Raw genomic sequence first — 15505 nt, 5'->3', positions numbered from 1 at the left:
CTTATTCAAATTTTAAAGCATAGTCCTTAATATATTACCATTTTTTTAAAGTATCTACAGTGTTTCAAACACCTAATATTTAAAAGGCTTACGCCAGAAATACAAAAATTTACCATTGGCATAATTTTAACGAAAGTAGTTTTTTAAAATACAAACTGACACATTGTCAGAAGCATCAAAATATGTATTATATTTGCACTTCCAAAATAACAAAACAGTAGCGTTAGCAAAATGGAAAAGACGATTGACGAAACAAAACAAGGAGAAACTCTGGTGTTAGCTACTAATGCAAACAACAAACGCAAATTATTTATTGAAAGCTACGGCTGTCAAATGAATTTTAGCGATAGTGAAGTTGTTGCTTCCATACTGGCAACCAACGGTTTTAACACCACAAACAAATTGGAAGATGCCGATTTGGTTTTAGTAAACACGTGTTCCATTAGAGATAAAGCGGAACAAACAGTCCGTAAACGCCTGGAAAAATACAACGCTGTAAAACGCAACCAAAATCCAAAAATGAAAGTTGGCGTGTTAGGGTGTATGGCAGAGCGTTTAAAAAGTAAATTCCTTGAAGAGGAAAAAATTGTTGATCTAGTTGTGGGTCCTGATGCCTACAAAGACCTACCAAATTTACTAAATGAAGTTGATGAAGGCAGAGATGCTGTTAATGTTATTTTATCAAAAGATGAAACCTATGGCGACATTTCACCAGTGCGCTTACAAAGTAATGGAGTTTCCGCTTTAGTTTCCATCACCAGAGGGTGCGACAACATGTGCACTTTTTGCGTTGTCCCCTTTACTAGGGGTAGAGAACGTAGCCGCGATCCTCAAAGTATCATTCAAGAGGTTACCGATCTTGTGGAAAAAGGATACAAAGAGGTGACATTATTGGGGCAAAATGTGGATAGTTATTTATGGTATGGTGGCGGGCTAAAAAAAGATTTTGACAAGGCTAGCGAAATTGCAAAAGCAACCGCTACAAATTTTGCCAAGTTGCTGGATTTAATTGCTACAACTTACCCAAAACTTAGGATTCGTTTTTCCACTTCCAACCCGCAGGACATGACTATGGAAGCCATTGATGTGATGGCCAAACATAATAACATTTGTAATTACATCCACTTACCAGTGCAAAGTGGTAGTAATCGCATACTTAAAGAAATGAATCGCCAGCATACGCGCGAGGAGTATTTTGAATTAATTGACAATATTAAAAAGCGCCTTCCTGATTGTGCATTTTCGCAAGATATGATTACCGGGTTCCCCACCGAAACGGAAGAAGACCATAAAGACACCTTAAGCTTAATGGATTACGTTAAATATCATTTTGGATACATGTTTGCTTATAGCGAAAGACCTGGAACGCTAGCGGAACGAAAATTAGCGGACGACATCCCTGAAACAGTAAAAAAACGTCGTTTACAGGAGGTTATTAACAAACAACAAGCGCACGCTAAGTTACGCACAGCAGAATATTTAGGGCGCACCTTAGAAGTTTTAGTGGAACGCACCTCCAAAAAGTCAGCTGAACAATGGAGCGGTCGTTCGGAATACAATACTGTCACAGTTTTTAATAAAGAAAGTTATAAAGTCGGAGACTTTGTAAAAGTAAAAATTACCGATTGCACTAGTGGCACTTTAATTGGTGAAGCCATCGGATTTTCGGAAAATAATTAAAAAAAACAATGGAATCTGTTCAAGCAACAAAACAACGTTTTGGAATTATTGGGAATGACCCAGCACTTAACCGCGCCATTGAAAAGGCAATTCAGGTTTCGCCCACTGATATTTCCGTACTAATTACTGGCGAAAGTGGTGTTGGAAAGGAAAGTTTTCCAAAAATTATCCATTCCCTTTCGCACCGAAAACACGGTAAATTTATTGCCGTAAACTGTGGAGCTATTCCTGAAGGCACTATAGATAGTGAACTTTTTGGTCACGAAAAAGGCGCCTTTACTGGTGCAACAAGTACCCGAAGTGGTTATTTTGAAGAAGCCGATGGCGGTACTATTTTTTTAGACGAGGTAGGGGAATTACCCTTAACCACACAAGTGCGGTTACTACGGGTATTAGAAAATGGCGAATTTATAAAAGTAGGATCATCAAAAGTTCAAAAAACTAATGTGCGCATTGTGGCCGCCACTAACGTACAAATGTTTGAGGCGATTAAAAAAAATAAGTTTCGTGAAGATTTATATTACCGTTTAAGCACCGTGGAAATAAGTCTTCCTCCGTTAAGAGAACGCAAAGGCGATATTCATTTATTATTCAGAAAATTTGCTTCGGATTTTGCCACTAAATACAAAATGCCCACCATTCGTTTATCCGATGAAAGTATATTTTTATTAGAAAAATACCATTGGAAAGGAAATATCCGTCAATTGCGTAATGTGGCCGAACAAATTTCGGTACTTGAAGAAAATAGAACGATAACTCCCACTACCCTTCACACTTATTTACCCAACATGGGAAGCAATTTGCCCGCAGTAATTAATGATGGCGAAAAGGAAAGTGATTTTAAAAATGAACGCGAAATTTTGTACAAAGTGCTTTTTGATATGAAAAGTGATTTGAGTGATTTGAAAAAATTAACACTCGAATTGATGAAAAACGGAAATGCAACTGATGTTCAAAAAGACAATGAACATTTAATTAACAAAATTTACGGTAATGCTCCGCATGAGGCAGTAGTTACCAAACCTGAATTTCCAAAATCAAATCAATTTAACCCTTCAAACAATTCCGAAGCCGATAATAAGGAAGCCTATTTACAAATTGAGGCTACGGCGTACGCTGATGACACTTCTGACCTTAGTCAAAAAGAAGATAAGTATCATTTTGCGGAAGAAATTGAAGAAGAGGAAACATTATCTTTACACGATAAAGAATTGGAGTTAATAAAAAAATCCTTAGAACGACACAAAAACAAACGTAAAGCCGCCGCCGAAGAACTTGGTATTAGCGAGCGCACATTGTACCGTAAAATAAAGCAATTTGACCTGTAATGAAATACCTTAAAATTATCTTTTTTGAAATACTAGTAAGTTTTTTGTGTACAGGCTGTGGCATTTATTCCTTTAGTGGCATATCTATTAGCCCCGAGGTTAAAACTTTTGAAGTACGACAATTTGGCAATCAAGCACCAATTGTTGAACCAGGCTTGGATCGTAGATTCACCACTGACTTGCAAGATTTTATACTAAATCAAACAAATTTAGATTTGGTTACAAATAATGGTGATATTATTTATGAAGGGGAAATTGTGCAATTTTACATTGCTCCGAATACAGCAACTGCGGATCAAACCGCTGCCGAAAGTAGGCTAACCATAGCCATTCGTTTACGCTATATTGATACTAAAAATTCGGACAATGACCTGGAACAAACCTTTTCATTTTTCTTTGATTATCCAAGTTCTCAACTATTGACTGGCGATACTGCCGAAACTGCCTTTGCCATTATTTTTGAACGTATTACTCAGGACATGGTAAATGCCACACTTGCTAAATGGTAATTTATGAAAGCTGATACATTAATAGCAATATTAAAAAATCCACAGCAATTGCAGCTTTCGGATTTATCCATGCTCACCGAGGTTATAGACAATTACCCCTACTTTCAGTCTGCACGAGCCGTACAGTTAAAGGGATTAAAAGATCAAGGTAGTTATTTATACAATCAAAAATTAAAAGAAACAGCCGCCTATACTACCGACCGCGAGGTATTATTTAATTTTATTACCTCCAAAAGTTTTACCATTACTACTGCTTCCACTACTGTAGAAGATAGCACCACATCAAATGAACCCTCGCCTGAGGAGATTGAGAGCTCAACGGAAGCTGTAACCACTGAAGAAAATGAATTAACAACAAAAGAAGGAGTTATAAAAATGACTCCTGAGGAAGCATCACAAATTGTTGATCCATTATTATTTGAAGCAAAGTCTAATACTACTAGCAATATTGCTTCCGCAGAAGAAATTTTAGAGCCCAATAAGCCCTTTGAATTTAACAAAAAAGAGACACATTCATTCGCAGAATGGCTGCGCTTGACAACAACTCAACCTATCAATAGAACGGAAATTCCTACTACAAAAACCAAAAAGAAACACATTGAAAGCTCATTAATTGATGCTTTTATCAAAAATTCACCAAAAATTAGCCCCATAAACAAATCAGCGCCAATAGTTAATCTTGCCAAACGCCACATTACTCCTGCGGATGACCTAATGACTGAAACCTTAGCTAAAGTGTATGTAGCCCAAAAAAACTACAAAAAAGCAATTCAAGCATATAAAATATTAATTTTGAAAAATCCCGAAAAAAGTGGTTTATTTGCAGACCGAATTCGAGCGATCGAAAAAATGACGGATTATAAATAACAGATTATGAGTACATTTTCAATATTCTTAGCCCTTATAGTAGTAGTTGCACTATTACTTATCTTAGTAATTATGGTACAAAACCCTAAAGGAGGCGGGTTATCCTCTTCTTTTGGTGGTGGCGGAGGCCAATTAGGTGGTGTTCAAAAAACCACGGATTTTCTTGACAAAAGTACTTGGGCATTGGCAACACTTTTGCTGGCATTAATTTTACTTTCTAACGTTTCAATTATGGATGGTAAAGGCTTGCAGGAGTCAAAAATATTAGGAGATGAGGAAGTAATCGATATTGATGACGAAGAAATTCCAACAATAAACGAAGAGCCTGCTGAATAGTTTTAGTAATAACTATCAAAAGTTTATTTATTTATACTTTTGATTAAAATATACAAAAAGAAAATGCCGATTTGCAACTGACAAGTCGGCATTTTTTATTTCAATTTGTCAGTGTAAATTTACGTGGCATAATTTCTGAAAAGAACGTTATCGTTAATACTAATTTTAATTAATAAAACATACAAAAATGGGAGTAACTATTAAACCATTGGCTGACAGAGTGCTTGTGGAACCTGTTGCGGCAGAAACCAAAACAGCTTCAGGTCTTTATATTCCAGACACTGCAAAGGAAAAACCTCAAAAAGGAAAAGTTGTTGCCGTAGGAAGTGGCAAAAAAGACCACGAAATGACGGTTAAAGTTGGTGATACTGTTTTATATAGTAAATACGGTGGAACTGAACTTAAACTTGAAGGAAACGACTACCTTATCATGCGTGAAGACGACATTTTGGCGATAGTGTAATTAACTATTGGCTATAGGCTATCAGCCTTTAGCTTTTTATCATTTTACAAAAAACAATTATTTTAATACAAACTAGCCATTAGCTAATTGCTAACGGCTGAAAGCTAAAAAGAACATGGCAAAAGAAATTAAATTTGATATAGAAGCTCGCGACGGTATTAAGCGCGGTGTGGATGCATTAGCAAATGCAGTAAAAGTAACATTAGGACCAAAAGGTAGAAATGTTATCATTAGTAAAGCTTTTGGAGGACCAACAGTAACTAAAGATGGAGTTTCGGTTGCAAAAGAAATTGAATTAGAAGATGCTCTTGAAAATATGGGGGCACAAATGGTGAAGGAAGTAGCTTCAAAAACGAATGATTTAGCTGGAGACGGTACTACTACTGCGACCGTTTTAGCACAAGCAATCGTAAAAGAAGGTTTAAAAAATGTAGCTGCCGGAGCTAATCCAATGGATTTGAAGCGTGGTATCGACAAAGCTGTTGAAGCAATTACTAAGGATCTAGAAAAACAAACCAAAGAGGTAGGCAGCTCTTCTGAAAAAATAAAACAAGTAGCTTCAATTTCAGCTAACAATGATGCAATTATTGGCGAGCTTATTGCTGAAGCATTTGGCAAAGTTGGGAAAGAAGGAGTAATTACCGTGGAAGAAGCTAAAGGAACAGAAACTTACGTGGATGTTGTTGAAGGTATGCAGTTTGACAGAGGGTACCTTTCTCCTTATTTTACTACAAATAGTGAAAAAATGACGGCCGAATTAGAAAATCCATACATTCTTATTTATGATAAGAAAATTTCAGCCATGAAGGATTTATTACCTATTCTGGAGCCTGTAGCACAAACCGGAAAGCCTCTATTAATTATTGCCGAAGATGTTGATGGTGAAGCTTTAGCAACTTTAGTGGTAAATAAATTACGTGGCGCTTTAAAAATTGCCGCAGTTAAAGCGCCTGGTTTTGGGGATCGCAGAAAAGCAATGCTTGAAGATATTGCCATTTTAACTGGTGGTACGGTTATTTCTGAAGAAAGAGGTTTTTCATTAGACAATACAACTATTGAACAATTAGGGACTGCTGAAAAGGTAGCTATTGACAAAGACAACACTACTATTGTAAACGGTGCTGGTGAAGAAGATTTAATTAAAAATAGAGTCAACCAAATTAAAACGCAAATTGAATCTACTACTTCTGACTACGATCGTGAAAAATTACAAGAGCGTTTAGCAAAATTAGCTGGCGGTGTAGCTGTACTTTATGTTGGCGCTGCAAGTGAAGTGGAAATGAAAGAGAAAAAAGACCGCGTTGATGATGCCCTACATGCTACCAGAGCTGCTGTTGAAGAAGGTATTGTTGCCGGTGGAGGTGTCGCTTTAGTTAGAGCAAAAAATGCACTTGACAAAGTTAAAACTGAAAATGATGATGAAGCTACAGGAATACAAATTGTAAACCGAGCTATTGAATCACCTTTACGTACCATTGTTGAAAATGCAGGTGGCGAAGGCTCTGTTGTGATTTCAAAAGTTATTGAAGGCAAAAAAGACTTTGGTTACGATGCCAAAACGGAAGCATATGTTGATATGTTAAAGGCAGGAATTATTGACCCTAAAAAAGTAACACGTGTTGCTTTGGAAAACGCTGCTTCGGTATCAGGAATGATTTTAACTACTGAATGTGCATTAATTGACATCAAAGAAGATGCTCCTGCTGCGCCACCAATGGGCGGCGGCGGAATGCCAGGAATGATGTAATTATAACACTTACATGGATATCAATGAAATCCACTTCTAGAAATAGGAGTGGATTTTTATTTTATAATGCCGGTTAAGATTTTAAATTACTCAAATAAAAATTATGTATTTTATTTGACCATGAAAAAAAACATAAGCGAGGTCTTAGCCATGGTGGTATTCTATTTTGATGCGTTAAGCAAAAAAGGGATCATTTGAGCGGGAAATTTAACGTCGGAAACCATATAGTGCACCAAACATTTAGCCCTAATACCATTACCTACATGAATTTACCGAATTAAAATGCGCCTTTAGAAATTCTATGTCGACATAAAAAAGAACCCTAACACATGCTATGCTTATTTTTTCTGATTTGCATAATTTCTATCCTAAACTCATCATTTTTCTTAAAGGCAAATTCAAACAGGAAATGGTATAAATTCAGTAACACAACCAACAGCAACTGCAACTGCATTTGCAACTTAAATTTATTGCAAAAATTAAGTTTTTAATGATATAAGATGCAGCTAATCATATTTTTAAAAAATTGACACCTAATTCACACCACTTTTTTACAAAATAACCTTGCCAAACTTAAAAAAGGTCGTATCTTTGCACCACTATACCGCGGGATAGAGCAGTAGGTAGCTCGTCGGGCTCATAACCCGAAGGTCACAGGTTCGAGTCCTGTTCCCGCTACTAGCATAGCTCATTGATAAGCAGGTTTTTAAAACCTTTTTCAATGAGCTTTTTTTTTGATATCTTACAAACCGCATACGCTAGCGCATACAAAGACGGTTTGAAGAAAAAATACAACACACCAAAAATATATCATGGAGGAAAGACTTTTGATCTTTCTAAAAGATGGTATGTGTATTATTCTTACGCGCATCCACAACTAAAAAATAAAGATGGTAGTCCTGTAATGGTTCGACAACCTCCTTTGACCATGAGTATCAATAGGGATTATAAAACCAAAGAAGAAAGGTTGTATCATCTTGGGGTGCTCAGAGAGGTAGTGTCAGAGTTACTTAAAGATGGTTACTCTCCTTATAAAAATAATTTTCAGCTTACTAGCGAATCTTTACAATACACAGCAAATGATGCTTTGGATTATGCTTTAGATTTGAAAAATAGCACACTTTCTGATACATCGAAAGCTGATTATAAAAGCAGGTGTAATCAATTTAAGAAGTATTTAGAGCAAAATCATCTTGCTGATCAAAGTATATTAAGTGTAACGAGACAAGTAGTTAATACATATCTTGAAAGTATCGTAAAGAAAAGCAGTGCTAGAAATAGAAATAACACACGTATTGTTTTGAGTGCATTATTTGGGGAATTAACGGATAGTGAGATTATTCCAAAGAATGTAGTAGAAAGCATTAAGGTTCTTGATACGAAATCCGCCAGTCATAATACTTATCCTTTAGAAGTTTTAGAAGGGCTTTTTACCTATATGAAAGAAAATGATCCTCTCCTACTATTGTTTGTGAAATTTGTGTCTTATAATTTTTTACGTCCAATTGAGGTTTGTCGTTTAAAACTTAAAGATATAGTGCTATCACAAAAACTATTAATGGTCAAAACCAAGAATAAAAAGAAAGGGAGAAAGACGAAAATAATACCCAATATTGTTATAGACGAAATCAAGAGTTTTGACTTTTCTACACAAGAATATTTTTTATTCACGCCTACTGGTATTGGTGAATGGGAAGCTAAAGAAACCAGTAGAAGAGATTATTTTACCACAAGATTCCGAAAGGTAAAAAAACGCTATAATGAACACCTAAAAAAAGAAGGCAAATCAATTCAATTAGGTAGTGAATATACAGTGTATTCTTTTAGGCATACTTTTATAACATTGTTGTTTAGGAAATTGAGAAAAGAGTTTAGTTATACTGAAACTTGTGATCAATTAATGTTAATTACAGGGCATTCTACATTAAAAGCACTTAAAGAATATTTAAAAGATATTGATGCTGAACTTCCAGAAGATTATAGCGGGTTGTTGGTGATTTAAAACGGGATCGTACTTTATTTTTTATTGAGATATAAATTGCCTCTTGAAAGAATAAGACTTCTATAGTGGTTCTTTAACCTTTGTTTTTTACTCATAGGAGTGGGGTTATGATAATGAGATAATTTATCCTTCTTCTGCTTAAGAATAATTTCTAGATCATTTACTGATAAACCATCCAATAGAGCATGTAATATTTTATCATTAGTTAGGCTCACTATTTCGCTTTTAATAGGTCTTTCTTATTGTTATTGAAGTCAAAATAGATTAAAAGCACATTTTTTTTAATTCTAAGTTTTTTTTGACATCATTTTGCTTTTGATGTCTTTTGGTGACTCAAGTATTTGATATTTAGGGTATTATCTTTTAGTAGAAATTATATAATAAAAACTTATAGAATACAAGAAAAATAATCTACTTTAGACATTTAGTGTCAAGTGTAACAAAAGCAAGACAAAATGTATTTATCTGAACTGCTTAAATATCATAGAGAAAAGAAAGAATTACTAATGCGAGAACTTGCCTACAAGGTAGATGTTGATACAGCAGTGATTAGTAAAATTGAGAAAGGAGATAGAAAACCAACTAAAGAACAATTACATAAATATGCTACTGCTTTAGATATTGATTATACACAACTACACCTTTTATGGCTTAGTGAAAAAGTGTACCAAGAGATTAAAGAAGAAGAAACTGCCTTAGAGGTTTTAAAAGTAGTTGCAAAAAGAATTAAAGAGGAAAGTAAATGATAACACTATACTGTAGTAACAAATTACAGAAATACATTGGTTTTAAAGATAATCAAGTTGAACAAGACAAACACCATCCTATAAACTCTTGGAATGGGCATTTATTTACTATTAATAGAAAAAAGTGTTTGTTTTTTATGAATCAAGATACTTACTTCTCTTTTATAGTTTATGATATTAAAAAACCTGATATTAAACATCTAAATGAATTATTTATTACAGGTTTTATTAAGGAATTACACAAATTTGAATTAATAACCATCGCACAGGAAACAGCACTAAAAAATAGGTTTACAAAAGTGTTTTTGCATAAATCTATTAATAACAGAAAAGTTATTGGGAATATGAATAACCTTATTCAAATCATAGACTATCATAAATATAACTATGATAATTTTCAAGATTTTTTGTCACAAGATACTTTTTTAAATAGCTATTTACTAAAAAAAGAAGACCACTACTTTGAAGCCAAAGATGCTATTAAAGATAAAATTAACCAACTATTCACCCACTTACAGATACAAAAATAATATGCCAACACTTAACTGGATAGGAAAGGAAAAAGTAATTAACCATCATCAAGATGTGCCTTATAAAATTCTAGAACCCCAATATACTTTTGGTTTAGATAATAAAACTGGCAATGCCAGTGAAAACAAGATTATACATGGAGACAACTTAGAAGCTTTAAAAAGTTTACTACCAGAATATGAAGGTAAAATAAAATGTATTTATATCGACCCCCCTTATAATACAGGAAAGGAAAATTGGGTGTATAATGACAATGTAAATCATCCTAAACTAAAAAAATGGTTAGGACAAGTTGTTGGCAAAGAAAGTGAAGATTTGAGTAGACATGACAAGTGGCTTTGTATGATGTACCCAAGATTAAAACTGTTGCATAAACTTTTATCTAATGATGGTATTATATTTATTTCAATTGACGAAAATGAAATTCATCATCTTAGAATGTTATTAGATGACATATTTGGTCATTCTAATTTTATTGAACAAATAACTTGGAATAAAAGAGTTCCAAAAAATGATAAAGGGATAGGTAATATCCATGAGTACATATTATTATATGCAAAAAAAGATTCAAAATCACACAGGTTTACTCAACTTAAAGAAGGGTTAGATGATGTTTTTGATTTAGTTTTAAAACATAAAAAAAAGAATACTCCAATAAGTCAAGTTGAAAAAGAGCTAAAGACTTTGTATAAGAAAAATGGTTACGATAGAGGAATTACACTTTATAATTCTCTTGATAAAGATTATGAGCTTTGGGGAAAGATTAATTTGAGTTGGCCAAATGGACAAACATTTGGACCAACATATGATGTTATTCATCCAAAGACTGGTAAACCTTGTAAGGTTCCAGATAGAGGTTGGAGATGGAAAAAAGAAACATTTGATGAATATTTAGATTATGAAAATATTGAAATATTGAGTGATGGCTCATTCAAGTGCGGAAAAATATGGTTTGCAAAAGATGAAAATACACAACCAAGTTCAATTAAATATCTAAATGAAGTAAAAGATTTTCTCTTAAGGTCAATAATTAGCTTGAAAAGTTCTGGAGGAATAGATTTAGAATTACTATTTGATAAAAGTACTTTTGACTATCCTAAACCAGTAAGATTATTAGAACTACTATTAAATTCATTTGAAGATAAAAATGCTATAATTTTGGATTCCTTTGCAGGTTCAGGAACAACTGCCCATGCAGTATTTAACCTAAATAATCAAGATGGTGGCAATAGGAAATTCATTTTAGTAGAAATGGAAGAGTATGCCAATACCATTACTGCTGAAAGGGTAAAAAGAGTAATAAATGGGTATGGAGAAGGTAAAAAAGCAGTTGAGGGTTCTGGTGGAGACTTTACCTACTATGAGTTAGGGCAACCTTTATTTAAAGAAGATAAAATGCTTAATGAAGAAGTACCCTTACTAAAAATATTAGAATATGTATGGTACACAGAAACCAAAGAAGTATTTAAACCCCAAGAAGAAAACTATCTATTAGGTACTAAGCATGATACCGCTTATTATTTCTATTATCAAAAAGACAGCTTAACTACCTTAGATGAGAGTTATTTAAGAAGTTTAAAAACAAAAGCTATTCAATACATTATCTATGCAGATTTATGTTTATTAGACCAAAAACTAATGGATAAATACCATATAGTGTTTAAAAAGATACCTAGAGATATTACCCGATTTTAAAAAATAGCAATGGAATTAAAACCATACCAACATACAGTAATAAAGGATTTAGAAAAGTTTTTGGATTATGTACAAAAACAACCTACTCCTGCAAAGGCATACAACCAATATTGGGAAGATAAACTAGGTATGCCATACACTCCACAGTTAGATGGCTCTTTTAGTGGTATGAAACCTTATAAAGACAATATACCAAATGCAGTACATATAGCCATAAAAGTACCTACTGCTGGTGGTAAAACTTTTATTGCAGTAAATGCTTTGAATAGCATTAACAAGCACTTTAATAAAGGAAATGCAAAAGCAGTAGTTTGGTTAGTACCTTGGTCTAATTTGTTGCAACAAACAGTAAAAAATCTGTCTAACCCAGACCATCCATATAGAGAAAAACTAAACACTCTATTTGGTAATAGAGTTGAGGTATATGAAAAAGATCAATTATTACAAGGGGCTAATTTTAATCCTACTTCTGTAACAGAACAACTCAATATTTTTGTTTTCAATTTTAGTAGTTTAAGAATTAATAGCAGAAAGAAAGATGATAGAAAGGTGTATCAAGAAAATGGTGCTTTAGAGTCTTTTAGAAATACTATTGTAGATAAAGATTTAGTAATTCCAGACACAGATGAAACGGCATTAATCAATGTAATTAGAAGTCTTAACCCTATTGTTATAGTAGATGAAAGCCACAATGCAGAAAGTGATTTAAGTGTAGAAATGCTTAATAATTTAAATCCATCTTTAGTATTAGATTTAACAGCTACACCAAAAGAAAACAGTAATATTATTTCTTATGTAAATGCTTTAGCTCTTAAAAAGGAAAATATGGTAAAGCTACCTGTAGTAGTATATAACCATCATAAAAAGGAAGAAGTTATTACTAGTGCATTACACTTGCAAAGAAAGTTAGAGTTAATAGCTGATGAAGAAGAAAAGCAAACAGGTAAGTACATAAGACCTATTATACTTTTTCAAGCACAGTCAAATATTAAAGGCAAAAACAATACTACCTTTCAAAAAATAAAGGAAAAGTTAGTAGCCTTACAAATACCAGAAGAACAAATAAAAATTAAGACCAGTGGTATAGATGAGTTAAAAGGTATCAATTTGAGTGCCAAAGACTGTAAAGTAAGATATATCATAACTGTAAATGCTTTAAAAGAAGGTTGGGATTGTCCTAATGCCTACATTTTAGCCTCATTGGCAGATAAATCTTCAGCAGTTGAAGTAGAACAAATTTTGGGTAGGGTTTTAAGACAACCTTATGCAGTAAAACACCAAAATGCACTACTCAATATGTCTTTTGTATTAACTGCTTCTGCAAAATTCAATGATACTTTAGAAAACATAGTAAAAGGTTTACAAGAAGCAGGGTTTAGTAAAGATGATTATTATGCAGAAGAACAACCAGAAGAAGTGTTAACTCCTAATGAGGTTTTAACTCAAGATTTATTTGAACAAAAAGAATCTAAAGCAGAAGAAACTCCTGCAAGTGATGAAGATTTTAATGTTTCAGAAATACAGTATAATCCAAATGAAGAAGTAACCTTAGAAAGCATAGAGCAAGATAATCCATTACTTAGTACCATTACTCAAAAAGCAGAACAACAAGGAAAAGAGTTTGATCAAAAAGTAAATGAACTAGAAATAGATGATACCACCTCCATATTTACAGAAGTTATGAAAACCACACCACCAATATATAAAATGATTGAGGACTATAGTGAAATGGCAAATGCTATTAAACTTCCTCAGTTTTTTATAGAGAAAAAAGATGATTTACAAAGTGGCTTATTTCCTGAGCTAAATGAAGAATGGCAACTGTTACATAAAAATGCTCTATTGGATGGTTTTAAGCTATCTAAATATAATACAGAAGTAACTTTTGATGAAATTTCTAAAGATATTATTGCTGTAGATTTTGATGAGGTAAAAGGAACAGCAATAGTAAAAAACATAAAGAAGAGAGCTAAAGATATATTAATTGATAACATTTTATCTACCCCTAAAGAATCACAGATAAACCAAGTGTCTGGTATGGTGGTCTCTAAGTTAGGAGATATGACTCCTATTAAAGAACAAGAACTCAAAAAATATGTCAATAGAGTTTTTGACAATTTAACTAATAAGCAAATTAGAGATATTGTAGAGAATGATTTTATCTATGTAAAAAGAATAAGAGACAAAATCAATGCTTTATCATCTGCTTATGCAAAAGAAAGGTTTAAGGTTTTAATAGATAGCAATAAAATTACAGTTAGAAACAATTTTGAATTTCCAGATAAAATCACTCCTTTAAATCTAAGCACAAACATTAATAAGTCTTTGTATGAAAGAGAAGGTAAAATGAATAATTATGAGCAGTCTATGATTTTAGAAGTAGCTGCTTTAGATAACATTGTGTTTTGGCATAGAAATTTTGAAAGAGGAAAAGGTTATGCCTTAAATGGTTATAGTTCAAACCACTACCCTGACTTTATACTTTATACTAAAAAAGGAAACATCATCCTATTAGAAACTAAGGGAGATGATAGAGTGAATGAAGATAGTAGAAGTAAAAATATATTAGGTAAAACTTGGGAAAAATTAGCAGGAGAAAAATTCAAATACTTTATGGTTTTCCAAAGTGCTAAAGTAGAAAATACTTATACAGCTCATAGTGTAATTGAAGTTTTGAAAGGGCTTTAAAAAGAAGTTTATGTCTGTATTTCCAATTAAGTTTAAAGAAATTATTATCTCTGATAAGGTAACGGGCTATGCAATAAATATTGAAAAAATTGAAGATGATTTTGCAAAATATATTGACAGTAAGTTGATTACAATTTGCAAAGGTAAAAGGGAAATAAAGCTATCAACTGTTAAGACTGAATTTATTGAATATCTGAAAGCAAAAAATAAATCAAATTTACTGCCAGGTTCAGTATCTGAATTTTTTATTCATGTTTTTTTAAGTAGCCAAGACTACAAACAGGAGTTTTTGTATTTCAACTTAGAAGAAAATTCAATTAAGAAAGGGTTTGACGGGTATTATTCAAAAGGAGATATAGATTGGGTTTTAGAGAGTAAGTCCACCACTCAGGCTGATAAAAAACACAGTCATAATATCAATCTTGGGTACACTGGAATTAGAGATAAAATTGAAGGAGTAGATAATAAAAATAATCCTTGGGAAAATGCATATAACCATGCTAGTATTCGCACAGTTGCCACTCAAGATTCCCTTTTGAAGAAGCTAAGTGCACTATCAGAACTTTATACTGAAAAAAAATATGGGGAGATTATGAATTTTGACATAATGGTTTCTTCAACCATTTTTTTGGAGGGTAAATGGAATGAAATAGATGTAAACACATTAAAACAGGATGTTACTGATTATCTAAAAGATAAAGACTTTAAGAGAATTGTTATTATTTGTTTAAATAAAAAATCCACTACTCATCTACTGGAGTATTTAAAAAGATAATATGTTAACAAGGGAAAAAACTACTTTAACAGCTTTAATTAGAGGTAATACATTTTTTAAAAGTGTAATATCAAAGCTCACACTAGACCAAGACTTAAGTAGTGATGAAAAAAGCTATATATTATCCTGTGCCCTTAT

The 15505-nt window shown here is 32.9% G+C and carries 13 protein-coding genes and 1 tRNA gene; all 14 read left to right on the top strand.

What is annotated here, in order from left to right; genetic code table 11:
• The first annotated feature begins 231 nt into the window (after positions 1 to 231).
• The 14 genes from miaB (at position 232) to GMC_RS0107515 (ending at position 15367) form a co-directional block, all read left to right on the top strand.
• Entirely contained in the window at positions 232 to 1680 is a 1449-nt protein-coding gene (gene miaB / locus GMC_RS0107585) for a tRNA (N6-isopentenyl adenosine(37)-C2)-methylthiotransferase MiaB (protein ID WP_010521565.1), read from the top strand.
• Positions 1681 to 1688: 8 nt separating this feature from the next.
• Positions 1689 to 3008 (top strand): sigma-54 interaction domain-containing protein, encoded by a 1320-nt coding sequence (locus tag GMC_RS0107580; protein ID WP_010521564.1) that lies wholly within the window; start codon positions 1689 to 1691, stop codon positions 3006 to 3008.
• On the top strand, positions 3008 to 3517 hold the full coding sequence (lptE, locus tag GMC_RS0107575) for an LPS assembly lipoprotein LptE (RefSeq protein WP_010521563.1): 510 nt from the start codon (positions 3008 to 3010) through the stop codon (positions 3515 to 3517). Before GMC_RS0107580 ends, lptE begins: the two co-directional genes overlap by 1 nt.
• A 3-nt stretch (positions 3518 to 3520) precedes the next feature.
• Complete coding sequence (locus GMC_RS0107570; protein WP_010521562.1) at positions 3521 to 4384, top strand: DUF8458 domain-containing protein; 864 nt, start codon at positions 3521 to 3523, stop codon at positions 4382 to 4384.
• Positions 4385 to 4390: 6 nt separating this feature from the next.
• Positions 4391 to 4720, top strand: coding sequence for a preprotein translocase subunit SecG (gene secG, locus GMC_RS0107565; RefSeq protein WP_010521561.1), 330 nt, complete (start codon positions 4391 to 4393; stop codon positions 4718 to 4720).
• 187 nt (positions 4721 to 4907) lie between these two features.
• Entirely contained in the window at positions 4908 to 5183 is a 276-nt protein-coding gene (locus tag GMC_RS0107560; RefSeq protein WP_010181546.1) for a co-chaperone GroES, read from the top strand.
• A 115-nt stretch (positions 5184 to 5298) separates the two neighbouring features.
• The gene (gene groL, locus GMC_RS0107555; protein WP_010521560.1) at positions 5299 to 6930 is read left to right on the top strand and encodes a chaperonin GroEL; all 1632 of its coding nucleotides are present in this window, start codon (positions 5299 to 5301) and stop codon (positions 6928 to 6930) included.
• A gap of 605 nt (positions 6931 to 7535) precedes the next feature.
• A tRNA-Met gene (locus GMC_RS0107550) sits at positions 7536 to 7608 on the top strand.
• Between the two features lie 43 nt (positions 7609 to 7651).
• A complete protein-coding gene (locus tag GMC_RS0107545) occupies positions 7652 to 8932 on the top strand; it encodes a tyrosine-type recombinase/integrase (RefSeq protein WP_010521559.1) in 1281 nt (426 codons plus the stop codon).
• Positions 8933 to 9387: 455 nt separating this feature from the next.
• Positions 9388 to 9678: a helix-turn-helix domain-containing protein gene (locus GMC_RS0107535; protein WP_010521558.1), complete on the top strand. Its 291-nt coding sequence runs from the start codon at positions 9388 to 9390 to the stop codon at positions 9676 to 9678.
• Positions 9675 to 10208, top strand: coding sequence for a DUF6933 domain-containing protein (locus tag GMC_RS0107530; RefSeq protein WP_010521557.1), 534 nt, complete (start codon positions 9675 to 9677; stop codon positions 10206 to 10208). Before GMC_RS0107535 ends, GMC_RS0107530 begins: the two co-directional genes overlap by 4 nt.
• Before the next feature lies 1 nt (position 10209).
• Entirely contained in the window at positions 10210 to 11904 is a 1695-nt protein-coding gene (locus tag GMC_RS0107525; RefSeq protein ID WP_010521556.1) for a site-specific DNA-methyltransferase, read from the top strand.
• A 9-nt stretch (positions 11905 to 11913) separates the two neighbouring features.
• Entirely contained in the window at positions 11914 to 14592 is a 2679-nt protein-coding gene (locus GMC_RS0107520; RefSeq protein WP_010521555.1) for a DEAD/DEAH box helicase, read from the top strand.
• A gap of 10 nt (positions 14593 to 14602) precedes the next feature.
• The gene (locus GMC_RS0107515; protein ID WP_010521554.1) at positions 14603 to 15367 is read left to right on the top strand and encodes a hypothetical protein; all 765 of its coding nucleotides are present in this window, start codon (positions 14603 to 14605) and stop codon (positions 15365 to 15367) included.
• The last annotated feature ends 138 nt before the right edge of the window (positions 15368 to 15505 follow it).

Source organism: Aquimarina agarivorans (assembly GCF_000218485.1).
GTDB lineage: Bacteria > Bacteroidota > Bacteroidia > Flavobacteriales > Flavobacteriaceae > Aquimarina > Aquimarina agarivorans.
Note: the sequence above shows the minus strand (reverse complement) of the source record. Positions and strands in the feature narration are given on the sequence as shown.

What these genes read in the sequence shown, in the direction of transcription:
- miaB (WP_010521565.1), top strand. Translation starts at nt 232, where the DNA reads ATGGAAAAGACGATTGACGAAACAAAACAAGGAGAAACTCTGGTGTTA.
- GMC_RS0107580 (WP_010521564.1), top strand. Translation starts at nt 1,689, where the DNA reads ATGGAATCTGTTCAAGCAACAAAACAACGTTTTGGAATTATTGGGAAT.
- lptE (WP_010521563.1), top strand. Translation starts at nt 3,008, where the DNA reads ATGAAATACCTTAAAATTATCTTTTTTGAAATACTAGTAAGTTTTTTG.
- GMC_RS0107570 (WP_010521562.1), top strand. Translation starts at nt 3,521, where the DNA reads ATGAAAGCTGATACATTAATAGCAATATTAAAAAATCCACAGCAATTG.
- secG (WP_010521561.1), top strand. Translation starts at nt 4,391, where the DNA reads ATGAGTACATTTTCAATATTCTTAGCCCTTATAGTAGTAGTTGCACTA.
- GMC_RS0107560 (WP_010181546.1), top strand. Translation starts at nt 4,908, where the DNA reads ATGGGAGTAACTATTAAACCATTGGCTGACAGAGTGCTTGTGGAACCT.
- groL (WP_010521560.1), top strand. Translation starts at nt 5,299, where the DNA reads ATGGCAAAAGAAATTAAATTTGATATAGAAGCTCGCGACGGTATTAAG.
- GMC_RS0107545 (WP_010521559.1), top strand. Translation starts at nt 7,652, where the DNA reads ATGAGCTTTTTTTTTGATATCTTACAAACCGCATACGCTAGCGCATAC.
- GMC_RS0107535 (WP_010521558.1), top strand. Translation starts at nt 9,388, where the DNA reads ATGTATTTATCTGAACTGCTTAAATATCATAGAGAAAAGAAAGAATTA.
- GMC_RS0107530 (WP_010521557.1), top strand. Translation starts at nt 9,675, where the DNA reads ATGATAACACTATACTGTAGTAACAAATTACAGAAATACATTGGTTTT.
- GMC_RS0107525 (WP_010521556.1), top strand. Translation starts at nt 10,210, where the DNA reads ATGCCAACACTTAACTGGATAGGAAAGGAAAAAGTAATTAACCATCAT.
- GMC_RS0107520 (WP_010521555.1), top strand. Translation starts at nt 11,914, where the DNA reads ATGGAATTAAAACCATACCAACATACAGTAATAAAGGATTTAGAAAAG.
- GMC_RS0107515 (WP_010521554.1), top strand. Translation starts at nt 14,603, where the DNA reads ATGTCTGTATTTCCAATTAAGTTTAAAGAAATTATTATCTCTGATAAG.